Annotated in this window: 30 protein-coding genes; 24 read left to right on the plus strand and 6 right to left on the minus strand. The window is 68.2% G+C overall.

Annotated features, from left to right (window positions below; genetic code table 11):
• Positions 1-82 precede the first annotated feature (82 nt).
• The 12 genes from rpsH (at position 83) to map (ending at position 8,033) form a co-directional block, all read left to right on the plus strand.
• Positions 83-481 (plus strand): 30S ribosomal protein S8, encoded by a 399-nt coding sequence (gene rpsH / locus MOQ72_RS06870; protein WP_242181266.1) that lies wholly within the window; start codon positions 83-85, stop codon positions 479-481.
• Between the two features lie 16 nt (positions 482-497).
• Positions 498-1,037 carry a 50S ribosomal protein L6 gene (gene rplF, locus MOQ72_RS06875; RefSeq protein ID WP_242181268.1) on the plus strand — a complete coding sequence of 180 codons (540 nt, stop codon included), beginning with the start codon at positions 498-500 and terminating at the stop codon, positions 1,035-1,037.
• A gap of 2 nt (positions 1,038-1,039) precedes the next feature.
• Entirely contained in the window at positions 1,040-1,441 is a 402-nt protein-coding gene (gene rplR / locus MOQ72_RS06880) for a 50S ribosomal protein L18 (protein WP_242181269.1), read from the plus strand.
• Positions 1,442-1,473: 32 nt separating this feature from the next.
• The gene (gene rpsE, locus MOQ72_RS06885) at positions 1,474-2,085 is read left to right on the plus strand and encodes a 30S ribosomal protein S5 (protein WP_242181270.1); all 612 of its coding nucleotides are present in this window, start codon (positions 1,474-1,476) and stop codon (positions 2,083-2,085) included.
• Between the two features lie 5 nt (positions 2,086-2,090).
• Positions 2,091-2,273: a 50S ribosomal protein L30 gene (gene rpmD, locus MOQ72_RS06890; RefSeq protein WP_242181271.1), complete on the plus strand. Its 183-nt coding sequence runs from the start codon at positions 2,091-2,093 to the stop codon at positions 2,271-2,273.
• A 1-nt stretch (position 2,274) separates the two neighbouring features.
• Entirely contained in the window at positions 2,275-2,724 is a 450-nt protein-coding gene (rplO, locus tag MOQ72_RS06895) for a 50S ribosomal protein L15 (RefSeq protein WP_242181273.1), read from the plus strand.
• A 222-nt stretch (positions 2,725-2,946) separates the two neighbouring features.
• Positions 2,947-3,420, plus strand: coding sequence for a hypothetical protein (locus tag MOQ72_RS06900; protein WP_242181275.1), 474 nt, complete (start codon positions 2,947-2,949; stop codon positions 3,418-3,420).
• An 11-nt stretch (positions 3,421-3,431) separates the two neighbouring features.
• Positions 3,432-4,037: a hypothetical protein gene (locus tag MOQ72_RS06905; RefSeq protein WP_242181276.1), complete on the plus strand. Its 606-nt coding sequence runs from the start codon at positions 3,432-3,434 to the stop codon at positions 4,035-4,037.
• A 47-nt stretch (positions 4,038-4,084) separates the two neighbouring features.
• Positions 4,085-4,681 carry a hypothetical protein gene (locus tag MOQ72_RS06910; RefSeq protein WP_242181277.1) on the plus strand — a complete coding sequence of 199 codons (597 nt, stop codon included), beginning with the start codon at positions 4,085-4,087 and terminating at the stop codon, positions 4,679-4,681.
• A gap of 257 nt (positions 4,682-4,938) precedes the next feature.
• On the plus strand, positions 4,939-6,252 hold the full coding sequence (gene secY / locus MOQ72_RS06915; protein ID WP_242181278.1) for a preprotein translocase subunit SecY: 1,314 nt from the start codon (positions 4,939-4,941) through the stop codon (positions 6,250-6,252).
• Between the two features lie 162 nt (positions 6,253-6,414).
• Positions 6,415-6,969 carry an adenylate kinase gene (locus tag MOQ72_RS06920; RefSeq protein WP_242181279.1) on the plus strand — a complete coding sequence of 185 codons (555 nt, stop codon included), beginning with the start codon at positions 6,415-6,417 and terminating at the stop codon, positions 6,967-6,969.
• 272 nt (positions 6,970-7,241) lie between these two features.
• Positions 7,242-8,033 (plus strand): type I methionyl aminopeptidase, encoded by a 792-nt coding sequence (gene map, locus MOQ72_RS06925; protein WP_277953687.1) that lies wholly within the window; start codon positions 7,242-7,244, stop codon positions 8,031-8,033.
• Between the two features lie 120 nt (positions 8,034-8,153).
• Here map and MOQ72_RS06930 read toward each other — a convergent pair whose 3' ends face one another.
• Entirely contained in the window at positions 8,154-8,756 is a 603-nt protein-coding gene (locus tag MOQ72_RS06930; RefSeq protein WP_242181280.1) for a class I SAM-dependent methyltransferase, read from the minus strand.
• Positions 8,757-9,111: 355 nt separating this feature from the next.
• Positions 9,112-9,774, minus strand: coding sequence for a class I SAM-dependent methyltransferase (locus MOQ72_RS06935; RefSeq protein WP_242181281.1), 663 nt, complete (start codon positions 9,772-9,774; stop codon positions 9,112-9,114).
• A 388-nt stretch (positions 9,775-10,162) separates the two neighbouring features.
• Here MOQ72_RS06935 and infA point away from each other — a divergent pair, with 388 nt between their 5' ends.
• The 8 genes from infA to truA all read left to right on the plus strand — a co-directional run bounded on the left by infA (position 10,163) and on the right by truA (position 14,865).
• Positions 10,163-10,384, plus strand: coding sequence for a translation initiation factor IF-1 (gene infA, locus MOQ72_RS06940; protein WP_009948665.1), 222 nt, complete (start codon positions 10,163-10,165; stop codon positions 10,382-10,384).
• A gap of 54 nt (positions 10,385-10,438) precedes the next feature.
• Positions 10,439-10,552 (plus strand): 50S ribosomal protein L36, encoded by a 114-nt coding sequence (gene rpmJ, locus MOQ72_RS06945; RefSeq protein ID WP_010315372.1) that lies wholly within the window; start codon positions 10,439-10,441, stop codon positions 10,550-10,552.
• Between the two features lie 150 nt (positions 10,553-10,702).
• Positions 10,703-11,083, plus strand: a complete 381-nt coding sequence (gene rpsM / locus MOQ72_RS06950; protein WP_242181282.1) for a 30S ribosomal protein S13 — start codon at positions 10,703-10,705, stop codon at positions 11,081-11,083.
• Between the two features lie 25 nt (positions 11,084-11,108).
• Complete coding sequence (rpsK, locus tag MOQ72_RS06955) at positions 11,109-11,513, plus strand: 30S ribosomal protein S11 (protein ID WP_009948668.1); 405 nt, start codon at positions 11,109-11,111, stop codon at positions 11,511-11,513.
• Between the two features lie 23 nt (positions 11,514-11,536).
• The gene (rpsD, locus tag MOQ72_RS06960; protein ID WP_242181283.1) at positions 11,537-12,142 is read left to right on the plus strand and encodes a 30S ribosomal protein S4; all 606 of its coding nucleotides are present in this window, start codon (positions 11,537-11,539) and stop codon (positions 12,140-12,142) included.
• Between the two features lie 141 nt (positions 12,143-12,283).
• Positions 12,284-13,363 (plus strand): DNA-directed RNA polymerase subunit alpha, encoded by a 1,080-nt coding sequence (locus tag MOQ72_RS06965; RefSeq protein WP_242181284.1) that lies wholly within the window; start codon positions 12,284-12,286, stop codon positions 13,361-13,363.
• 51 nt (positions 13,364-13,414) lie between these two features.
• Positions 13,415-13,969 (plus strand): 50S ribosomal protein L17, encoded by a 555-nt coding sequence (rplQ, locus tag MOQ72_RS06970; protein ID WP_242181285.1) that lies wholly within the window; start codon positions 13,415-13,417, stop codon positions 13,967-13,969.
• 71 nt (positions 13,970-14,040) lie between these two features.
• Positions 14,041-14,865, plus strand: coding sequence for a tRNA pseudouridine(38-40) synthase TruA (gene truA, locus MOQ72_RS06975; RefSeq protein ID WP_242181286.1), 825 nt, complete (start codon positions 14,041-14,043; stop codon positions 14,863-14,865).
• Positions 14,866-14,871: 6 nt separating this feature from the next.
• On the opposite strand, the gene MOQ72_RS06980 is transcribed toward truA, so the two are convergent.
• Positions 14,872-15,048: a hypothetical protein gene (locus MOQ72_RS06980; protein WP_242181287.1), complete on the minus strand. Its 177-nt coding sequence runs from the start codon at positions 15,046-15,048 to the stop codon at positions 14,872-14,874.
• Positions 15,049-15,097: 49 nt separating this feature from the next.
• Here MOQ72_RS06980 and MOQ72_RS06985 point away from each other — a divergent pair, with 49 nt between their 5' ends.
• The gene (locus MOQ72_RS06985) at positions 15,098-15,316 is read left to right on the plus strand and encodes a hypothetical protein (protein WP_242181288.1); all 219 of its coding nucleotides are present in this window, start codon (positions 15,098-15,100) and stop codon (positions 15,314-15,316) included.
• 306 nt (positions 15,317-15,622) lie between these two features.
• Here the strand turns inward: MOQ72_RS06985 and MOQ72_RS06990 are convergent, their stop codons facing one another.
• Together MOQ72_RS06990 and eccE are read right to left on the minus strand one after the other, a co-directional pair.
• Positions 15,623-16,354: a hypothetical protein gene (locus tag MOQ72_RS06990; RefSeq protein WP_242181289.1), complete on the minus strand. Its 732-nt coding sequence runs from the start codon at positions 16,352-16,354 to the stop codon at positions 15,623-15,625.
• Positions 16,351-17,655, minus strand: a complete 1,305-nt coding sequence (eccE, locus tag MOQ72_RS06995) for a type VII secretion protein EccE (RefSeq protein WP_242181290.1) — start codon at positions 17,653-17,655, stop codon at positions 16,351-16,353. Before eccE ends, MOQ72_RS06990 begins: the two co-directional genes overlap by 4 nt.
• 174 nt (positions 17,656-17,829) lie before the next feature.
• Here eccE and eccB point away from each other — a divergent pair, with 174 nt between their 5' ends.
• The 3 genes from eccB (at position 17,830) to MOQ72_RS07010 (ending at position 21,164) form a co-directional block, all read left to right on the plus strand.
• Positions 17,830-19,419 (plus strand): type VII secretion protein EccB, encoded by a 1,590-nt coding sequence (gene eccB, locus MOQ72_RS07000; protein ID WP_277953648.1) that lies wholly within the window; start codon positions 17,830-17,832, stop codon positions 19,417-19,419.
• A 198-nt stretch (positions 19,420-19,617) separates the two neighbouring features.
• Positions 19,618-19,929 carry a DUF2563 family protein gene (locus MOQ72_RS07005; RefSeq protein WP_242181292.1) on the plus strand — a complete coding sequence of 104 codons (312 nt, stop codon included), beginning with the start codon at positions 19,618-19,620 and terminating at the stop codon, positions 19,927-19,929.
• Positions 19,930-19,931: 2 nt separating this feature from the next.
• Positions 19,932-21,164 (plus strand): WXG100 family type VII secretion target, encoded by a 1,233-nt coding sequence (locus MOQ72_RS07010; RefSeq protein ID WP_242181293.1) that lies wholly within the window; start codon positions 19,932-19,934, stop codon positions 21,162-21,164.
• A 75-nt stretch (positions 21,165-21,239) separates the two neighbouring features.
• Here the strand turns inward: MOQ72_RS07010 and mycP are convergent, their stop codons facing one another.
• Positions 21,240-22,661 carry a type VII secretion-associated serine protease mycosin gene (gene mycP / locus MOQ72_RS07015; RefSeq protein WP_242181294.1) on the minus strand — a complete coding sequence of 474 codons (1,422 nt, stop codon included), beginning with the start codon at positions 22,659-22,661 and terminating at the stop codon, positions 21,240-21,242.
• Positions 22,662-22,663: the final 2 nt, after the last annotated feature.

Consider the following 22,663-nt stretch of genomic DNA (forward strand, 5'->3'; position numbering starts at 1 on the left):
GGCCAGGGTCCAGACGCATCGCCCGATCCGGCGGTGCACGGTCGGGGCCCATCGGAACCAGACGAGAAAGGTTGAGCAGGTCATGACGATGACCGATCCGATCGCAGACATGCTGACGCGTCTGCGCAACGGGAACTCGGCATACCACGACGAGGTCGTGATGCCGCACTCCAAGCTGAAGGCGAACATCGCCGAGATCCTCAAGCGGGAGGGCTACGTGTCCGGCTCCCGCATTGAGGAGGGTGAGAAGGGCAGGGAGCTCGTCGTCGAGCTCAAGTACGGCCCGAACCGCGAGCGGAGCATCGCGGGCCTGCGCCGGGTCTCCAAGCCCGGTCTGCGGGTCTACGCCAAGTCCACGAACCTGCCGAAGGTGCTGGGTGGTCTGGGCGTCGCCATCATCTCGACCTCCGGCGGTCTGATGACCGACCGGCAGGCCATGAAGAAGGGCGTGGGCGGGGAAGTCCTCGCCTACGTCTGGTAAGGGAGGAGGAGCGGCAATGTCGCGCATCGGAAAGCTGCCGATCACCGTCCCCTCCGGCGTCGAGGTGACCATCGACGGCCAGGCGGTGACGGTCAAGGGCCCGAAGGGCACCTTGCAGCACCAGGTCGCCGAGCCGATCGTCGTCGAGCGGGACGAAGACGGTGCGGTCCTGGTTAAGCGCCCCGACGACGAGCGGGAGAGCCGTTCGTTGCACGGGCTCACCCGGACGCTGGTGAACAACATGGTGGTCGGCGTCAGCCAGGGCTACCAGAAGGACCTGGAGATCCACGGCGTCGGTTACCGCGTGCTGCAGAAGGGTTCGAACCTGGAGTTCGCCCTCGGCTACAGCCACCCCATCGTGGTCGAACCGCCGGAAGGCATCCAGTTCGCTGTCGACGGTCCGACCAGGCTGTCGGTCAAGGGCATCGACAAGCAGCTTGTCGGCGAGATCGCGGCCAGGATCCGCAAGTTGCGCCGCCCCGACCCGTACAAGGGCAAGGGTGTCCGCTACGCAGGTGAGAACATCCGCCGCAAGGTCGGAAAGACGGGTAAGTGACCATGAGCGAGACGACAGCTACGAAGCGCAAGCCGGTTGGCAAGGACATCTCGACCAAGCGTCGGCTTGCCCGCAGCAAGCGGCACACGCGTATCCGCAAGAAGATCGTCGGCACCGCCGAGCGCCCGCGTCTGGTCGTGACCCGGTCGCTGCGCAACATCGTCGCCCAGGTCATCGACGACACCAAGGGCCACACCCTGGTCGCCGCTTCGAGCCTGGAGCGCGACTTCCGGTCCTTCGAGGGCGACAAGAAGGCCAAGGCCACCAAGGTCGGCGAGCTCGTCGCGGCCCGTGCCAAGAACGCCGGGATCGACAAGGTCGTGTTCGACCGCGGCGGCAACGCCTACCACGGTCGAGTGGCTGCGCTGGCCGACGCCGCCCGTGACGGCGGACTGGAGTTCTGACAAGTGGGTAAGACGAACGGAAGGGACGCCTGATGCCTGGACGCACTCGGCGTGATGGCGGGGAGTCCGGCGGCAAGGACCGCCGGGACCGCCGCGACGGTGGCCGTGGCGGGGCGGCCCAAGAAAAGACCCCGCAGTTCGAACGCGTCGTGACCATCAACCGGGTCGCGAAGGTCGTCAAGGGCGGTCGGCGCTTCAGCTTCACCGCGCTGGTCGTCGTGGGTGACGGCGACGGCATGGTCGGCGTCGGTTACGGCAAGGCCAAGGAAGTCCCGGCGGCGATCGCGAAGGGCGTCGAGGAGGCGAAGAAGAACTTCTTCCGCGTCCCGCGCCTGGGCGGCACCATCACGCACCCGGTGCAGGGCGAGGACGCCGCGGGCGTCGTGCTGCTGCGCCCGGCCAGCGCCGGTACCGGTGTCATCGCCGGTGGCCCGGTGCGCGCGGTGCTGGAGTGCGCTGGTGTCCACGACGTGCTGAGCAAGTCGCTGGGCAGTGACAACCCGATCAACATCGTGCACGCCACGGTCGCCGCGCTGAAGCAGTTGCAGCGTCCCGAGGAGGTCGCGGCTCGCCGCGGTCTGCCGCTGGAAGACGTCGCTCCGGCGTTCATCCTGCGGGCCCGTGCTGCGGGGCAGGGGGTCTGATCGAGATGGCACAGCTGAAGATCACCCAGGTGCGCGGGCTGGTCGGCACCAAGCAGAACCAGCGCGACACCATGCGCACCCTCGGACTGCGCAAGATCCGCCAGTCCGTGGTGCGTCCGGATGACCCCAACGTGCGCGGCATGATCAACGCCGTCCGTCACCTGGTGACGGTCGAGGAGGTCGACTGACATGGTCATCAAACTGCACGACCTGCGTCCGGCCCCCGGCGCCAAGCGCGACAAGATCCGCGTCGGTCGCGGTGAGGGCTCCAAGGGCAAGACGGCCGGTCGCGGTACCAAGGGCACCAAGGCCCGCAAGAACGTCTCCCCTCGCTTCGAGGGTGGGCAGATGCCGATCCACATGCGGTTGCCGAAGCTGAAGGGCTTCAAGAACCGCTTCCGCACCGAGTACCAGGGTGTGAACGTCGGTCGGCTGGCCAAGGCGTTCCCGGAGGGCGGCACCGTCGGCATCGACGAGCTGATCGCCGCTGGCCTGGTCAAGAAGAACGAGCTGGTGAAGATCCTCGGTGACGGGGACCTGGAGGGCATCAAGCTGGAGGTGACCGCGCACGCGTTCACCGGCAGCGCCCAGGAGAAGATCACCGGAGCGGGCGGTTCGGTCACCAAGCTGGACCGCTGACGAAGATTGACCCAACCGAGGGCCGGTCGACCTACGCGTCGACCGGCCCTCGGCGCGTTCGAGGTTGGTCAGCTCGGCGCAATTTGCACTCCACCGTCCGACTTCCGACGAAGGTGGCAGGTCAGCGCTCGCCTTCGTCGGTGTTGTCCGTTCCGCCCCACTCCTACGTTTGATCGACATCGTCCGACGGGGACGGTGGCAGCGAGTGGCGGAGGGACGGGAATGCGACCACGAAGAAACGGGCGGCGAGCCGCCCTGATGATCGCCGTGGTGCTGGCTGCGGCTATACCGGGAACCGCGCTGGCCCAGGCCGCTCCGCCGGGCAAGCGGCACTGCAGCTTCCACCTGAGCAGCGGTGAGTACTTCTGCTTCGCGACCCGGCAGCAGGCGGCCGAGCGAGCCGAAGCGGGCGAGGTCATCCAAGCGACCTTGTTCGACGAACAGAACTTCGGCGGGGACAGCTTCACCGTGTACGGCGAGGCGCCCTGTGAGAAGGACGGCGTCGTCAATTACCAGCTCAACCTGCCGGATGACTGGAAGAACCGGATCTCCTCGGCGCAGCCGTGGGCGAACTGCGCGATCTGGCTCTACCCGGAGCCAGACCTGGGCGGCGAGCGCGACGGGCCGTTCGAGGAGAACACCGGCTACGTCGGGGACCTGATGAACGACCGCACCCAGTCGATCGGCCTGAGCTGAAGGGAGTGCACATGCGCGCAGGAGTTGCCCGTGCCCTGTTCGCCTCGGCGAGCGTGCTGGGCGCGCTGGCGGTCCCGACCGCGGCGTCCGCATCCGACGGCCCGACCGTCCGCGAGCTGCTGGAGAAGTGCGACAACGGCACCGACAGCTGCGTGTTCCACCCGAAGGGGCAGCCGGAGTACTTCACCGGTGAGCGCCACGCGGTGGGCGACCCCGTTTACAACTGCACGTCGGACCCGCAGCGCTCGTCGGTGGCGTGGTCGGACACGACGTCGCAGAGCAACAGCGCCGGGGTGTCGATGACCACTGAAGCCGGATTCGGCAGGGTCTTCGCGGTCTCCTACGAGCAGACCTTCCAGCACACCTGGGAGGAGTCGCATACCGAGTCGCAGACGACCTTCGTCGAGACCAGCCCGAACCAGGTCGGCTGGGTTGAGCGGGCGCCGCAGATGCAGAAGGTGGCGGGCACCTACGAGCTGCACTTCCCGGACAAGTTCCACGACCACTACATCTGGTACGTCGACCTCGAAATCAGCGGCCCCGCACCGGATTCCTCGGCGGCCGTGAGCCAGCACGTCCGGGACATGACCGACGAGGAGCAGGCGAACTGCCCGTGACGGCGAACCGCCCCGTTCGCGCGGGGCGCGCGGAGAGGACGCAGACGATGAGGTTTGGCATCGCGACGGCATTCGCGTCGGCGCTGGCGGCGACGTTCTCGCTGGCACCGCCCGCACTGGCCGACGACGGGCCCACGGCGCGGGAGCTGTTGGAGAAGTGCAACAACGGCACCGACAGCTGCGTGTTCCACCCGAAGGGGCAGCCGGAGTACTACCAGAACACCTCCCAGCAGGTCGGCAGCCCGGTGTTCAACTGCACCGACAAGCCGCAGCAGATGGCGGTGGGCTGGTCGGACAGCACGGCCGAGAGCAACAGCCTCGGCCTGTCGATGTCGACCAGCTTCGGCGAGGTCTTCAAGGTGACCTTCAAGGCCAGCTACGGCCACGAGTGGCGTTCGGAGCACACCGAATCGCAGACGACCTTCCTGGAGGTCCGGCCGGGCGAGGTGGGCCGCGTCTACCACGGCGCGAAGATGCAGAAGGTGGCGGGCACCTACGAGCTGCACTTCCCGGACAAGTTCCACGACCACTACATCTGGTACGTGGACATGGAGGCCAGCGGTCCGGCCGATGAGCAGGGCGGCACGGTCACGCAGTCCACGCAGCCGATGACCGAACAGGAACACCAGGCCAACTGTGGTTGAGGATGTCGTTGTACCGGTGTGAAAAACGGCAACCGCGCTCGGTGGAGCGCGGTTGCCGCTGTTCGGCCGGAGGTCGCGGATCGTTGATCAGTCGTGCGGCTTCGGTCGCTGTCCGTGTCCGCTACGCGGCCTGCTAAAGTCGCGCCGTAGTGCCGCGGATGCCACGGCGCTGCACAGGAGTTTGCCGCCGTGCCGACCGCAGTGGTCGGCCAACTTTCCCCGGCCGGTTCAGACCGGCTCGTGTACAGGAGGTTCGCGTGCTCGGCGCCTTCCGCTCGGCTCTGGCGACGCCGGACCTGCGCCGCAAGATCCTGTTCACCCTGGGCATGGTCGTGCTCTACCGGCTCGGCGCCACGATCCCCTCGCCGGGGGTGTCGTACCCGAACATCCAGCAGTGCATCGAGCAGATCCAGGGCAGCGGTTCGCAGAGCGTGTACTCGCTGCTCAACCTCTTCAGCGGCGGGGCGCTGCTGCAGCTGTCGGTGCTGTCGCTGGGCATCATGCCCTACATCACCGCGAGCATCATCATCCAGCTGCTGCAGGTGGTCATCCCGCGCTTCGAACAGCTGAAGAAGGAAGGCCAGGCCGGGCAGGCGAAGCTGACCCAGTACACCCGGTACCTGACCATCGCGCTGGCGATCCTGCAGGGCACCGGCATCGTGGCGCTCGCGGTGCGCGGCCAGCTGTTCCAGGGCTGCTCGGTGTCGGTCATCCCGGACGACTCGGTGCTGAACCTGATCACCATCGTGGTCGTGATGACCGCCGGTGCGGCAGTGCTGATGTGGATGGGTGAACTGATCACCGAGCGCGGCATCGGCAACGGCATGTCGCTGCTGATCTTCGTCTCCATCGCCTCGCGGATCCCCGCCGAGGGCGGTGCGATCCTCACCTCGCACGGCCCGCTGGTGTTCACCGTGGTCTGCGCCTTCGCGGTCGCCATCATCGCCACGGTGGTCTTCATCGAGCAGGCCCAGCGCCGGATCCCGGTGCAGTACGCCAAGCGCATGATCGGCCGTCGGATGTACGGCGGCACCTCCACCTACCTGCCGCTGAAGGTGAACCAGGCCGGTGTCATCCCGGTCATCTTCGGGTCCTCGCTGCTGTACCTGCCGCAGCTGATCGGCCAGCTGGCTGGGAACCAGGACACCTGGTGGGCCCGGTTCATCCAGACCTACATCGTCGATCCGTCCAGCTGGGTGCACATCCTGCTGTACATGTCACTGATCGTCTTCTTCGCCTACTTCTACGTCTCGATCACCTTCAACCCCGAAGAGCGCGCCGACGACATGAAGAAGTTCGGCGGGTTCATCCCAGGCATCCGGCCCGGCCGACCGACTGCCGAGTACCTGAACTTCGTGCTCTCCCGGATCACCCTGCCCGGCTCGCTGTACCTGGGCATCATCGCGATCCTGCCGAACTTCTTCCTCGGCATCACCGGTGGTCAGGGGCAGAACCAGAACTTCCCGTTCGGCGGTACCGCGGTGCTGATCATGGTCAACGTCGGCCTGGACACCGTGAAGCAGATCGAGAGCCAGCTCACGCAGCGGAAGTACGAGGGTTTCCTCCGGTAAGCTGAACTGTCCGGGCGCGATTTTGTCGCGCCCGGAAACCGCTGTTGCTGGTGGGCTGGGTGTGGCCCACCACAGGTCGGACCGCGGTTGCCCGGAGGCGGAGGGCAGGCGGAGTGCTCGCCAGCAGGTGGCGCGCGATCGGATTGATTCGGAGGCAGACCCTTGGTGCGATTGGTTCTCGTCGGCCCGCCGGGTGCGGGCAAGGGCACCCAGGCAGCCGTGCTCAGCGAGCAGCTCGGCGTCCCGCACATCTCCACCGGAGATCTGTTCCGCGCCAACATCGGCAACGCCACGCCGCTGGGCCAGAAGGCGAAGAGCTACATGGACGCCGGTGAGCTGGTGCCGGACGAGGTCACCAACGAGATGGTGCGCGACCGCCTCACCGATGAGGACGCGGCCAAGGGCTTCCTGCTGGACGGCTACCCGCGCAACGCCGCGCAGGCCGAAGTGCTGGGCGAGATGCTCGAAGACCAGAGCGTGGAGCTGACGGCTGTCCTGCAGTTCGACGTGCCGGAGGAAGAGCTGGTCAAGCGGATGCTGGCGCGCGGTCGTTCGGACGACACCGAGGACGTCATCCGCCGTCGGCTCGCGGTGTACCACTCGGAGACCGAACCGCTGCTGGAGTACTACCGGGACAAGATCATCAAGATCGACGCCGTCGGCTCGATCGACGAGATCTCCGCCCGCGCGCTGGAAGCGCTGCGCACCCGAGCCTGAGCTGGCCCGGCCGGTAGCCATCGGCCGGGGACTATCGCGAGGGACTGTTCGAGAAGTGGTTTGCGTAGGGGTGCGGGTGGCGGCCCCCTGCGGGAATTGCAGCAGCCGCCCTCGCTGTGGGATCCCCGACGCCAACGCCACGTCGGAGCTGTCCTCACGAGGCGACTCCTGAGAACCCGCAGCGGTGCGAGCTGAGTCCCGCACCGCAAGCGGCTACGCCGCTTGATGAAAACAGACCCTAGTCCGAAGAAAGAAACTTGAAGGTGAGTGCGTTGTTGCGTCGGGGGAAGGGCATCGAGCTCAAGTCGCGGGGTGAGATCGAGGCGATGCGCGCCGCTGGCCTGGTCGTGGCCCGCGCGCTCGGCGAGGTGGCCGCGCACGCCAAGCCGGGGGGCACCACCGGTGAGCTGGACGCGATCGCCGAGCAGGTGATCCGGGACGCTGGCGCGGTGCCGTCGTTCAAGGGCTACCACGGGTTCCCGGCGTCCATCTGCGCGTCGCTGAACGAGAAGGTGGTGCACGGGATCCCGTCCCGCGCCGAGGTGCTCGCCGACGGCGACCTGCTGTCGGTGGACTGCGGCGCGATCCTGGACGGCTGGCACGGCGACTCCGCGGTAACGCTGGCGATCGGTGCGGTGGGTCCGAAGGACCGCGCGCTGTCGGCGGCGACGGAGGCCGCGATGTGGGCTGGTATCGAGCAGGTCCGGGCTGGTAACCGGTTGACCGACATCTCGCACGCGGTGGAGACCGCCGCCCGCTCGGCCGCGGAGACCGATGGTGTGGAGTACGGGATCATCGCGGAGTACGGCGGGCACGGCATCGGCACCCAGATGCACATGGAGCCGTTCCTGCCGAATCTCGGCAAGCCGGGGCGCGGTCCGAGGCTGCGGGTCGGCATGGCGATCGCGGTGGAGCCGATGCTCACCCTCGGTTCGGCGGAGACCGAGGAACTCGACGACGAATGGACCGTCGTGACGGCCGACGGTTCCCGTGCCGCGCACTGGGAGCACACGGTCGCCATCGCCGAAGACGGCCCGTGGGTCCTCACCGCTCCCGAAGCCTGAAGGCCCGCTCTCCCGTGCTCGTCCCGGTGCGCACAGCTCTCCACCCACCATTCGAGTGAGGGGTGAGGGGCACCCTTTACCAAGTTAGTTGGCAAAGGGTGCCCCTCACCTCGCTCTGATTCACCTGGGGCGGCGGCAGGCGTAGATGCGGGCTGGCGGTACGTTGCGCCAGACCGCGGTTCGCGGCAGCACCTCGTCGAAGGTGTCGTGCAGCGCCTCGACGAACGCGTGGGTGGCCGGTCGCCACAGCGTGGTCAGGTAGGTGACCGTGGTGAACACGCCACCCGGCGCCATGACCGAGGCGGCCTCCTGGAGCAGTTCCCGCTGCTTGTCCGGCGGCAGCAGGGTCCACGGGATGCTGCTGATCACCGCATCGACCCGGTAGACCCCGGCCGTGTCGAGCAGTTTGCGCAGGTGGGTGGCGTCGCCCTCGATCACTTCCAGCCACGGCTTGGCGCGGTGCAGGTAGCGCACCATCTCGGGGTCGATCTCGACCGCCAGGTGCCGAGCTCCCTCGGCCAGCCGCCGCTGGATCGGCCCGCTCAGCGCGCCGGTGCCCGGACCGAGCTCCAACACGGTTGGAGTTCCGTAGCTGGGCACCACGGCGGCCACCGCCGCCGCGACGTGCCGGGATGTCGGCAGCACCGCGCCCACCGTCGATGGCCGACGAAGTGCGCGAGTCAGGAAGGTCCAGTACTCGCCCAGCTTCTTTCGCTTGCTCACGGCTACTCCTGCCCATCCGGCGGACGCGGCGACGTCAACTGGTCCGTTCATCGCAGCGTGCAACCGCGGCTCGCCGGTCGCAGCGCGCGGGCGTGCGATTTCGGGCGGTCACACCGGGTGGTCGAGGTCGGGGCCGTGAGATCGTCGCGCAGGCTCATGAGCCCAGCTTGCCCTGTCGTCTTGCCAGGGGCCTCGGGGCAAAGCCCGGATCTCGTCCCGGGGTCGCCCCAACCGGGCCCAGGGCCAGTCGGGATCCGTTCCGGCAAGCGGCGGTACCCGCCGGGTGGGGCGGCACTCAGCTCGCCCCGGCGCGGGATCCGCGATTCGGCTGCGCAAACCATTTCCGGACCGGTTTCTAGGCCAGCGGGCGGCGGCAGATGTAGTGCAGGATCGGCGGGAGGTTGCGCCAGGTGGTGTGGGTGAGGACCTCGTCGAAGGTCTGCGCCAGGCGGGCGCGGAAGCGCCGACCGCCCGGCGTCTGGTCGGCGGGCGGGTAGGTGAGCGCGGTGAACGCGCCCTGCGGGGCGAGCGCCTCGGCCGCCTGGCGCAGGATGTGGTCCTGGGCGTCGCTGGGCAGCAGCGACCAGGGGATGCTGCTGATGATCGCGTCGACGCGATCCACGCCGTACTTGTCCAGCAGCGCCTGCAGGTCACCGGCGTCGCCGTGCACGATCTCCATCCACGGCTTGTGCGTCCGCAGGTGCTCGACCATGCCCTTGCCGAGCTCGATGCCGATGTGCCGAGCGCCCTCGGGCAGTCGTCGGTGGATGCCGTCGCTCAACGAACCGGTGCCGGGACCGAGTTCGACCACCACCGGTGCGCCGGTGGTCGGCACGACCTGGGCAACCGTCGCGGCCACCGCGGCCGAGGTGGGTGTTGCCGCGCCGACCATCCTCGGGTTGCGCACCGCGGTGTTGAAGAAGGTGCGGTACTCGTCCAGCCTGCTGGCCGCGTTCTGGGTGGCCTTGCCGAGCCACGGTGCGGTCTTCGAACCGCGCTGGTCCTGCTGGGGTGTCACGCTTCTCCTCGGTTGTCCCCCGGTCTGGGCTCTCGACCTCGGCGTCGAGCGTGTGATCGAAAGTAGTGAGCTCCTCAGGGCCCGCGCAAGCCGCCGATGAGAGCTGGTTCTGGAGCGTAACGGCAATGTTGCGCAGCGTGTCCGCAGGCGTGTTGAGCTGCCCCGATGTGGAGTGCCGATTCAGCGGCGCGTACGATGGAACATCGGCGCACGAGTGGCGTCGGTTCGTTGTGCCTTGAGTACCCGTGTTCGAGTATCCGGATCGGGTCAAGCACTTGGTGTTTCGAGCCGGGCCGCGGTGTGCCCGTCGCGGGTGCCGGGGCCTCCGGTGCCAGCGGCAGGGACCTGAAGGGTCCGAAAACCGTCACCGTCACGAAACGCGGAGGACATGGGCAAGAAGGACGGGGCCATTGAGGTCGAGGGTCGGGTGATCGAACCGCTTCCCAACGCGATGTTCCGAGTCGAGTTGGAGAACGGCCACAAGGTCCTCGCACACATCAGTGGCAAGATGCGCCAGCACTACATTCGCATCCTGCCCGAGGACCGGGTCGTGGTTGAGCTCTCGCCGTACGACCTTTCCCGTGGGCGCATCGTCTACCGCTACAAGTGACCTCCACGGTGTCCGGTTGAACCCGGACACGCGTCCGAGCAGGAGAGCACGACCGTGAAGGTCCAGCCGAGTGTGAAGCGAATCTGCGACAAGTGCCAGGTCATCCGCCGTCACGGGCGGGTGCTGGTGATCTGCGACAACGCCCGCCACAAGCAGCGGCAGGGCTGAGGCGCAGCGTCGCGAAACGATAAGTAGGAACTCCCACGACCTGTCGACCCGCGAGTGGGCCGACTGACCCCCGGACCAGGCCGGGGCTCCGCGACCAGTCGCGGGGGCGGTGTGGGAGCAGACCTGGACAACAGAAGGAGAACCGGCCAGATGGCACGGGTCGTCGGCGTTGATCTCCCGCGCGAGAAGCGCATGGAGATCGCGCTCACCTACATCTACGGGATCGGCAAGACCCGGTCGAAGGAGATCCTCTCCGCGACCGGCATCTCGCCCGACGCCCGCCCACGCGACCTCGACGACGAGCAGCTCACCAAGCTGCGCGACTTCATCGAGAGCAGCTACCGGGTCGAGGGTGACCTCCGCCGCGAGGTCCAGGCCGACATCCGCCGGAAGATCGAGATCGGGTGCTACCAGGGGCTGCGGCACCGCCGCCACCTCCCGGTGCACGGGCAGCGGACCAAGACCAACGCCCGCACCCGCAAGGGACCGAAGAAGACGGTCGCCGGCAAGAAGAAGGCCGGGAAGAAGTAAGCCTCGCTAGGAGTCAGCTAAAACCATGCCACCCAAGTCTCGCGCTGGCGCCGTCAAGAAGGTGCGGCGCAAGGAAAAGAAGAATGTCGCGCACGGTCAGGCGCACATCAAGAGCACGTTCAACAACACCATCGTTTCGATCACCGACCCGACCGGTGCGGTGATCAGCTGGGCCTCGGCCGGGCACGTCGGGTTCAAGGGCTCCCGCAAGTCCACCCCGTTCGCCGCGCAGATGGCCGCCGAGAACGCGGCCCGCAAGGCCGCCGAGCACGGCATGAAGAAGGTCGACGTCTTCGTCAAGGGTCCGGGTTCGGGCCGGGAAACGGCGATCCGCTCGCTGCAGGCCGCCGGTCTTGAGGTCGGCACCATCCAGGACGTCACCCCGCAGCCGCACAACGGCTGCCGCCCGCCGAAGCGTCGTCGGGTCTGAGCCGCGGGAAGGAGTAGACAAAGATGGCTCGTTACACCGGTCCCGCGACCCGCAAGTCCCGCCGTCTGAAGGTTGACCTCGTCGGTGGTGACCAGGCGTTCGAGCGGCGTCCGTACCCTCCGGGGCAGCACGGCCGCGCGCGCATCAAGGAAACCGAGTACCTGCTGCAGCTCCAGGAGAAGCAGAAGGCGAAGTTCACCTACGGCGTGCTGGAGCGGCAGTTCAGCAACTACTACGAGGAAGCCAACCGGCGTCCCGGCAAGACGGGTGACAACCTGCTGCAGTTGCTGGAATCCCGGCTGGACAACGTGGTTTACCGCGCTGGCCTGGCCCGCACCCGCCGGATGGCGCGGCAGCTGGTCAGCCACGGCCACTTCACGGTCAACGGCAAGAAGGTGAACGTCCCCAGCTTCCAGGTTTCGAAGTGGGACATCATCGACGTCAAGCCGAAGTCGATGCCCACCACGCCGTTCATCATCGCCAAGGAGACCCTCGGCGAGCGGCCGGTCCCGGCTTGGTTGCAGGTCGTGCCCTCGAACCTGCGGATCCTGGTGCACCAGCGCCCGGAGCGCGCGCAGATCGACACCCCGGTCACCGAGCAGCTCATCGTCGAGCTCTACTCGAAGTGACGCGCAGCCGTCGGCGGCCCGTTCGGTCGCCGACGGCTCGCCCAGCGGTGGCGGTGCAGGAATCCGCCACCGGCCCGCCCCGTGCGGGCACGCCATTCCATCGGCGTCAAATAGCGGGCGCCGTGAGGAAAGGAAAACGAAGTGCTCATCTCCCAGCGACCCACACTGTCCGAAGAGGCGGTGTCGGAGACCCGTTCCAGGTTCGTCATCGAGCCGCTGGAGCCGGGCTTCGGCTACACCCTCGGCAACTCGCTGCGTCGTACCCTGCTCTCCTCGATCCCAGGGGCGGCGGTCACCAGCCTGCGCATCGACGGTGTGCTGCACGAGTTCACCACGATTCCCGGTGTGAAGGAAGACGTCACCGACGTCATCCTGAACATCAAGGAGCTGGTCGTCAGCTCCGAGGAAGACGAGCCGGTGACGATGTACCTGCGCAAGCAGGGACCGGGTGAGGTCACCGCGGCCGACATCGTGCCGCCCGCTGGCGTCACGGTGCACAACCCGGATCTGCACATCGCCACCCTCAACGCGAAGGGCAAGCTGGAGATCGAGCTCGTCGTCGAGCGCGGTCGCGGCTACGTCCCCGCGATGCAGAACAAGCAGACCGGTGCCGAGATCGGCCGCATCCCGGTCGACTCGATCTACTCGCCGGTGCTGAAGGTGACCTACAAGGTCGAGGCCACCCGGGTCGAGCAGCGCACGGACTTCGACAAGCTGATCCTCGACGTGGAGAGCAAGCCGTCGATCACCCCGCGCGACGCGGTGGCATCGGCTGGGCGCACTCTCGTCGAGCTGTTCGGGCTCGCCCGCGAGCTCAACGTCGACGCCGAAGGCATCGAGATCGGCCCGTCGCCCGCCGAGGCCGACACCATCGCGGCCTACGCGATGCCGATCGAGGACCTCGACCTGACGGTGCGTTCCTACAACTGCCTCAAGCGGGAGGGCATCCACACCGTCGGCGAGCTGGTCTCGCGCAGCGAGGCCGACCTGCTGGACATCCGCAACTTCGGTGCGAAGTCCATCGACGAGGTCAAGATGAAGCTGGCCGGGCTGGGGCTCGCGCTCAAGGACAGCCCGCCCGGATTCGACCCGTCCGCCGCGGCGGCCGAGTACCCGTCCGAGGGTTGGTCCTCCGAGGGAGCCACCGTCGGTGCGGTCGGACCCGTCGAGGACAACGGCTACGACGACGGTCAGGACTACGCGGAGACAGAGCAGCTGTAGAGCTGTGTTTGCGCGCCCGGGGTACCGGCGCGCCCTGAGAGGAGCAAACCGATGCCCACCCCGACAAAGGGTCCGCGTCTCGGCGGGTCGCCCGCGCACGAGCGGCTCATTCTGGCCAACCTGGCCACTTCGCTGTTCGAGCACGGCCGGATCACCACGACCGAGGCGAAGGCGAAGCGGCTGCGGCCGATCGCCGAGCGGCTGATCACCAAGGCCAAGAAGGGCGACCTGCACAACCGTCGCGAGGTCATGAAGACCATCCGCGACAAGGACGTCGTGCACAAGCTCTTCGCCGAGATCGGCCCGTTCTTCGCCAACCGCCCCGGCGGTTACACCCGCATCATCAAGACGATGCCGCGCAGGGGTGACAACGCGAAGATGGCCGTCATCGCGTTGGTGACCGAGCAGACCGCCACCGCCGAGGCGGAGGCCGCTCGCGGCACGAAGTTCGCCAAGGACGAGCCGAAGGTCACCGAGGCTCCGGAGGCCGAGGTGACCGAGGCACCGGCGGAGGCCGTCGAGGCCGAGGACACCGCTGCCGAGGCCAAGGCGGAGGACACCGCTGAGGCCAAGGCCGAGGACGCCGAGAAGAAGGACGAGTCCTGATTCCTGGTTCTGCCGCGAACGAGCCCGTCGCTCCCGCTGGGGAGGGCGGGCTCGTTCGCATCCGCCTCGACTTGAGCTACGACGGCACGGATTTCTGCGGGTGGGCGCGGCAACCGGGCCAGCGGACGGTGCAGGGCCTCGTGGAGGACGCGCTGGCGAAGCAGCCGCCGGGACGGTCGGTGCCGCGGTCAGTGGTTGTCGCCGGGCGGACGGATTCCGGTGTGCACGCATCGGGTCAGGTGGTGCACTTCGACGTGGCGCCCTACGGCCCGACCGACAGCGGGTGGCTTTCCGTTGATGCGCAGGGGATTCCGGACCTCGCGCGGATGGTCCACCGGTGGAACCGGATCCTGCCGCCGGACGTGCGGGTGCTGGGCGCCAGAGTGGTGCCACCGGCGTTCGACGCGCGGTTCTCGGCGCTGCGTCGGCATTATCGCTACCAGGTGTCGGACGCGCCGTGGGGCGTGGATCCGTTGCGGCGCAGGGACACGCTCGCCTGGAACCGCCCGCTGGACGTGGCCGCGCTCAACACGGCGGCGCAGGAGTTGTTGGGGCTCAACGACTTCGCGGCGTACTGCAAACCGCGAGACGGCGCCACCACGGTGCGCGAACTGCAGCGCTTCGAATGGGAACGCGTGGGGCGGCACCTGATCGTCGCGCAGGTGACCGCGGATGCGTTCTGCCACTCGATGGTCCGCAGCCTGGTGGGCACCCTCCTGATGGTCGGAGACGGCCGCCGAAACCCGCCCTGGCCAGCGGAAATCCTGAAGTCCACCACCCGCACCACAGCGGTGGCACCAGCCCACGGTCTCACCCTGACGGCGATCGACTACCCCCCGGACGAAGAACTCGAAGCAAGAGCCACCCAAACCCGAGCCGTGCGCACCCTCCGGTGACAGGTGTCAACCCGTGCGCCGGGATCGGCCGGGTTCGGCTTCGAGGTAGGCCAGCACCACCATCACCCGGCGGTTGTGGTCGTCGGATGGCGGCAGGCCGAGCTCGGCGAAGATGTTGTTGGTGTGCTTGCCGATCGCCTTGTCGGTGACCAGCAGGCGCGCGGCTATCGCGGCATCGGACATGCCCGGACCAGTTCGCGCACCTGGTCGGGATCGCCGGTGCTCCTGGCGAGTGCATTCGCACCGAGACCAGCCGCGCCTGCGCGCCGTCGTGCAGGTCGCGCTCGATGCGGCGCAGCTCGGAAGCCTGCGCATCGACGGCTGCGGCTCGGGACTCGGACAGCTCCCGAACCCGCTCGGCCAACGGCGAAGCGGGGCGCAGCAGCCGCTCGGCGAGGTGCGCCTGCAACACGTTCAGCAGCGGGATCGCGGGCCAATCCGATCGCGATGAACACCAGGACGGACATCGAGAGCGTGATCGTCACCGACTTGCTGGATTCCGCAACGCGCAGGTTGAAGATCACTTCGACGAAGTAGAGCAATGCCGCGATGACGATCAGACAGCTCGGGCCGACCAAGCAGTCCGCGCCGTCTGCGCTGCGTCGGCGACCGGGTGAGGGGCACCCGTGACCGAGTAACCGGGTCACGGGTGCCCCTCACCCCGAAATCGTGGCGCAGAAGGTGCCCGACGTGGAAAAGCCCCGACCGTTGCTTGGCTTCTAGTGGTCGGGGCTTTTGCGCGCGGTGTGTGCGGGGATCAGTCGCCTCGGCGGATTGGGCCGAGGATTTCTTGTTCCTTCTTGTTCGTCACCAGGCGGATCATCGTCCACGTCATGTTGCCGAGGGCGATCACCGAGTCGTCCTTGAGCTGGGTCAGCTGTTGGACCTGGTGGCCTCGCAGGCTCCAGATGCGCTGGGCGAGCTGGGCCTGGTTCAGCGGCAGGCGTTGCAGCAGGACCAGATCCGCAGTGTTCGCCGCCGTACCGCTGCTGACCTGCGGGTGCAGGTAGGGCAGCACGTACATGGTGGTTTGCCACGGCGCTCGCGGCGGGAACAGCTCTTGCGGCACCGCGCCGCCGTCGTGCACCACCAGCAGCGGAGTGTCCTCAGTGGACCGGGGCAGGTCGAACGGCGCTAGCCGTCGAATCTGCGCCAGTGGCACCGGCTTTCCGTCCGGTGTCTGCCCGGCCGCCCGTTCCAGCATCTTCCACGCCGCCGGTCGTCCGGTGGCGACGATCACCCAGGCGCCGGTGGCCATCGCGCGCAACGCGAGCTGCCGGGCGAGGTACAGGCCGCCGACGGTGACCATGCGGGTCGGGGACGGCCGCAGCATCGACGCGGCCTGCGCTTCGCCCTGCTGGTCCGAACCGATGATCACGCCACCGCGGTCGCCGGACGGGCTGATGGTGTCCAGGGTTTCCGGGGTGACCAGGAACTCCGGTGCGGCGCCCTGGCTGCCGGGCACATCGATCGTTCTGCTTCGGCTCATGCCGCACCTCCCAGCGGCAGCGTCGCTGCGTAACCGGCCAGTTGCGAGCCGCGCAGCGGTGTCAGGGTCAACCCGAGGCGGTGGCTGATCGCCTTCAGCCGCTCGTCGGCGGCGTCCAGCTCGGTGGGGGTGCGGGCGCTGACCCGGACCAGCCCGCGCAACCCGACCTCACCTTCCTCGCCTGCTGGCGAGATGGACAGCGCGATGCTGGTGGACAGCGCGCGGATACCGGTGAGCGCGTTGAGGCTGTCGTTCATCTGGTGCGGCCAGGTGGTGATGGCGTAGCTGGAATGCCCGACACCTCCGGCCGTCACGCCGTCCCACCGCTCCTTGAGCCCTACCGGTCGTTGCGAGCCGAGCACGTTGTGCAGCTCCGCCGAAGAGATCCCGGCCTGCAGCAGTTCGTCCGGGTCCAGCGGGCGACTCGGCACGCCCCGCCGCTCCAACGCGTTGCGGACTCGGGACAGCGCCCCGATGAGCGCCCGCTGCGCGCCGAGAACACCGCCGCCGCGCTCGCCGATCGCCTTGGCGCAGCGCTGCGGATCGAGGCGGACCGCGATCCAGGTGGTGCGCCGCGCGGCCGCGGGCAGTCGGCCGAGGACTTCGAGGTAGGAGTTCAGCGCGGGCGAATTCGACGGCAGCGCCGCGCTTCCCGGATAGCAGTGCCAGATGACCTGGATCGCGTCGAGCACCACCCCGCGGTCTTCCAGACACGGAACCAGCACGCCCAGCGGCAGGTTCGGTGCGTTGTCAACCGGGTTCAGCAGCGACGGTGCAGGCTCGACCATCAGCACCGCGGTCCACTTGCCGTTGTGCCAGGCCATGCCGACCGGGTTGCGGTCGTGGTCCTGGGTGCGGGCGATCACCAGGTCTTCGACGACCAGGCGCAGCAGGGCGACCCGGTGGTTCTCGTCCGGGCCGATGATGCCGTCGCCGTCCTTGTCCTCAGCCGGTTCCATGGCGTCGACGTTGGCCGGGTGGGAAACCCGGGTGTGGTTGCGGCCGCGGTATTCGAGCACCAGCCCGAACCACTGCGTGAACCACCGGCCGCGACGGCGCAGCAGCGCGATGATCAGCGCCAGCACCGCGACCCCTGCGCCGACCGGCAGCAGGATCTGGTTGATCAGGAAGAGGATCAGGCCGATGGCGAGGCCGACCTCGATGAGCACGATGTTGGCCGCCGGAATGCCGCCGAGCGTTACGCCGTTGATGCGTCGCCGTCGCGCGCGGATTCGGGCGCGGGGCGGGCTGGCGGGCCCGGGAGCTGTCGGCTGGGCCGGATGTTGCGTGGTCACGGACATCCGTTCGGTCTCTCCCCCTCGCAGGTCAGGTGCGGCACTCGGCGCGCGGGACGCGTTCTTCGACAAGCCGCGTGATGAGAATACTGACGGACTCGGTCGAACCGCACCCATTTGGTATCTCTCTGCGACTATCCTGCGAAACCGTACCTCGGACGGGAGAGCTGTAGGCGAAGAATGGCATCAACACCCACGACCAAGTCACAGGTTCAGGCGTATCGGTTCGTGCTGCGCCGCATGGAGTCGGCTCTGGTGCGAAAAGACGCGGTGATGCTCCACGATCCGATGGGCTCGCACAAGCGGGCCACGGTCGCGGGTGCGGTGCTCGCCGCCGTCGGCATAATCGGGTTCCTCGTTTGGGGCCTGTTCGGCGGCAGGGGCTCGGTCCCGGAACCGGGGTCGATCATCATCGCCAAGGAAAGCGGCAGTGTTTTCGTCGTCACTTCTGACGAACAGGCGCAGAAACGACTGATCCCGATGCTCAACATGGCTTCGGCGAAACTGCTGGTCATGGCGCAGGGCGGCGGGCAGGGCGGCGGTCCGGTCGAGCCCACCACGGTGAAAGAGGCCGCGCTGGCCGACTTTCCGCGCGGTGCGCTGACCGGCATGGTCAACGCGCCGACGTACCTGCCGAAGGCCAACAACGCCGCGGAGCCGTCCTGGGCGGTCTGCGATGTCGGCCAGGTCCAGGACACCCTCAACTCCGCTCGGGTGGAGGCCGCGACGAAGGTGGAGACGACGGTGATCGGTGGTGACGGCAACCACGGCACCGAACTCGCGCCCAACCAGTCGCTGTTCGTCAGGGACCAGACCTCCGGTCAGGAGTACCTGATCTACCGGGTCCAGGACCTGCCTGGCCGCCCGCACACCCACGCGGTCAAGTCGAAGGTGGATGGCACGCAGAGCACCGTGCTGGACATCTTCGGGCTCAACGGTGCGACGCCGCGGACGATCAGCACCAACATGCTCAACGCGATTCCGGAGGTCCCGGCGCTGCAGGTGCCCAACGTCCAAGGCCAGGGCACGCAGTTGTCGTACATGTCCCGGTACCAGGCTGGCGATGTGGTCCGGCGCACCATTCCCGGCCAGCCGGACGAGTTCTTCCTGCTGCTGCAGAACGGGAAGCAGGAGATCAACGAGGGTGCGGCCGCGGTGTTGCACGCCGCGAAGAACGACAGCCGGGACATCCCGAACGCCACCGGCGCGGTCACCGAAGCCGACGTCGCTCCGCAGGAGGAGCAGCTCAACCTGACCAACTTCCCGATGGCGGTGCCCAAGCCGGTGACCTTCCAGCAGTCCGACACCTCGTGCCTGAGCTGGAAGAACGTCAACGGCGACCAGAACGTCACGGTGACCCTGCGCAAGGGCTCCCCGACGAACAAGGCGGTCAAACTGGCCCAGTACGACGGTCAGGGGCAGAACGTGGACTACTTCTACATGCCCGCTGGCAAGGCGGCGGTGGTGCGCGGCGCGTCGAACGAGGCCGGTGCGAACAGCGGTCCGATCTTCCTGGTGTCCGACCAGGGCGTGCAGTACGGCATCAAGGATGTCGCGACGGCGCAAGGGCTCGGCGTGATCGGTGGTGCGGGAGACATCAAGGCGGGCCCGTCCTGGCTGATGCGGGTCCTGCCGAAGGGCGACTTCCTCGACCCGGCGAACGCGAGCCTGACCTACGACTCGGTCCCGGTCGCGCCGGGTGGCGTGAACCGCCCGCCGCAGAACCCGCAACAACAGCAGCAATCTGGAGCAGCCCAGACAGGTAACTAGCGGTCGTGAGTGGTTCCGGCCGCGAGAACAGCCGAAGCCACTCACGACCGGGAACCGAACTGGTCGGCTCCAACGTCCGAGGAACGAGCGATCCGCCCGCAGCACACGGTGAAGCTGCGGGCGGATCGTCATAAGAGGCCAGTTTCTGGGCTCGTTGGCGGGAAGAGCATCACGAGCGACCAACCCGGGAGGTGCCGGATGTCGGGGATCCGGATCGACATCGAATGGCTGGCGACGTATGCGCGCGAAGTGCGCGCCGCTGGCGAGGAGATCACCGCCGCGCAGCAGGAGTTGGCGGCTGCGGAACTCGCGCCGGAGGTGTTCGGCGAGCTCGGTCGCAAGGCCGAGACGGCGGCGGCCTACCAGCGGGTCTGCGCCTTCCTGCTGGACCAGAACCGCCGCGCCGGTGAGACGTTGACCCGCGCCGGTGACGAACTGCGCGAGGTCGTGGACTTCCACACCGTCGGCGATGACGACAGTGCCAGCGAGATGCGGAAGCAGGAGGCATGACCGTGGCGCGCAACAGCTCCGAGGTGGCCGAGCACCTCGATTACCTGTCCCGCATCGCCGACGAGTTGGAGGTCGCGCACTCGATCCCCGCCGACCTGGCCGATCTGGTCGGGCACCACGAGGACCTGCGCGAAGCCGCCCAGGTGTGGCGCAAGGGCGCCGACACCGCGGAGCAGGCCGCGGGGGACGTGCAGGGCAGGCTCGGCGGCATCGATTCGGTGTGGCAGGGCGCGGACGCCGATGCGTTCCTCGCGCACATCCAGGAAGTCGGCCTGGCGGGCAACGATCTGGTCGACTCGATGCGCGCGCTGGCGGACGCGTTGGAGCACACCGTCGATGCGGTGCAGGCGCAGTTGGACGACCTGGGCGAGTTGGTCGCGGAGGCAGCGGATTCGGTGTCGGCGGCGCTGGTGGCGCCCGTCGAGGGAGCCACGCGGGCCCGCAAGCACCTCGCTGACCTCGCCCAACCGGCCCGTGAGCTGGCGGGGTCCATTTTGGACACCTACCGGGCGTTCACGCGGTTCTGCGATGACCTGGAGGCGGGCCGGTCGACCGGTTCGGTCCAGTTCGACCGCAGAATGCCCACGCAGACCTGGGACTTCAGTGCTCCCACTGCGGCAGCGCCGCCAGCTGCCGCGGAACCGGCTGGCGCAGCTCCGGCCGGTGCTGGTGGCGGCGCAGCGGGCGGCGCGGCTGGAGTCGGCGCTGCGGGCGCTTCTTCGGAACCTGGCGGCGACGCCGAACTCGCCCCAGGTGGCACGTCGCGGGCGGCCGAGCCGTCGGCGCTGCCCCCCGCCGCCGCGGCGGCCGCTGGTGGCGGCGCGGTGGCCGGTGGTGCGGCCGCTGCCGGGATGTCCGGCGGCATGATGCCGATGGGCATGATGGGCGGGATGATGGGCGGTGCCCAACAGGGCGGTCAGGAGCGCCGGAACCAGTCGCGGTTGAAGTCCAAGCCCGAGGAGCTGTTCGGCACCCCGCCCGACGCGGCCCCGGCGGTCTTCGGCGCGAAACCCGAGGGCCAGGCCCCGGAACCGGCCAAGCCCACCCAGCCCCAAGCGGCTCGCCCGGCGCTGGGCATCCCATCGGTCGTGGAACCCGCGAAACCGCGCCCCTCCATCGACGACGCCCTCCACCCGAAGCCGACAACACCGCCGGTCGCCGACACCCCACCTTCGAAACCGAAGACCGGCACAGCGTCCGTCGGTGACGCGCCGCCGCCGAAACCGAGGAACTGAGCGGCTCGGTCGAACGCGGAGCGGCCCGGCATCCGTCCACTGGGGACAGATGCCGGGCCGCTCGGGTTCCAGCTGCTACTGCTGCTTTCGCGACTGCGCCTCGGCCTGCCGGGCTCGGGCTCGGACGTTGCGGACCGCGTTGGTCAGGAACGCCGTGAAGATGATCGCCGCGATGCCCGCTCCCGCGCCGCCCATCGCGATGATCAGCGCCGGGAAGTCCTGCTGCGGGATGACGTCCGCTTCCAGCCGCTTCGGTCGCGGTGGCGGTGCCGCCTTGCCGTGCTCGGCCGGAATCACGTCGCCCAGCGCGGCCATCGGGTCGATCATGCCGTATCCGACGATGTCGTTGCGCCCGTTGATGCCACCGGGGTGCAGCGCCGTCTCCTTGATCCGGTCCATGATCTCTTGGGCGGTCAGGTTCCGATTCTCGCGAGCGAACTTCTCCTTGATCAGCACTGCGAGTCCGGACACGTACGGCGCGGCGAAGCTGGTGCCCTGGATCGGACCCATCTGCCCGTTGTCGCCGGTGGCGATCTGGCTGGCCAGGCCCCTACCGCCGGAGCCAGGGTCGAGCGCGATCAGGTTCTCGCCCGGTGCCGCCACGTCCACCCAAGGACCCGGCACGGTGAACTCCGACGGAGCACCCTGCTGGTTCACCGAGGCGACCGTGAGCACGTAGTCGTCGAACCAGGCGGGCAGCACCGCGGTCGTGGGACTACCGGCGGGGTTCTTCTGGCACGTCCCGCCGACGTTCGCGGCTGCGGCGACCACCACGATCCCGGCGTCGTAGGCCCGCTTGACCGCGTTGTGCAGTTCTTGGTTGCCCGCGTCGCCGTAGTTGCTGGCCTGCGCGATCGGCTGGCAGGACGACTGCGAGATGTTGATGACGTCGACGTTGTCGTTGACCGCCAGGTTGATGGCCTGGGCCATCGTTTCGGTGTTGCCGATGGTCGCGTTGGTCGCATCGTCCACGAAATGGCTGGAGACCTGTCGGATCGACAGGATCGAGGCATCCGGTGCGACCCCGACGTAGCCCGTCTGGCCGGTCCCATCCTCGGCCGCCGCGATGATTCCGGCCACGATCGTGCCGTGACCGTCGCAGTCCGTGGTCGCGCCGCCTGGGACGCTGCTCAGTCCGGCCCGGAGTCCGTGCTGCAGTCGAGGGTGCGGGTTCACGCCGGTGTCGATGACCGCGACTGTCCTCCCGGTACCCCGCAGCCCTTGGTCGTGGGCTTGCTCGTAGCCGAGCACCAGTTGGCTCCACGGCTTCTCCTCGATCACGGAGTTGCCGGTGTTGCCCTGCATGCAGCCCTGGCGCTGCGGGAAGTTGAAGGTCCGCAGCCCACCAGGGGCCTGTTTGGTCGGGTCCAGCCGCGGTGGGCCGACGGCCTGCGCGACCGCCGGTGCCGTCGGTCCACCCAGCGCGAGCGCGCCCACCGCGGTGAGCAGCGCGAATCCGCGCAGCACACCGCGAGAGCGGTAGAACCTAGAGCGCATCA

The sequence above is a fragment of the Saccharopolyspora soli genome (genome assembly GCF_022678645.1).
Taxonomy (GTDB): domain Bacteria; phylum Actinomycetota; class Actinomycetes; order Mycobacteriales; family Pseudonocardiaceae; genus Saccharopolyspora; species Saccharopolyspora soli.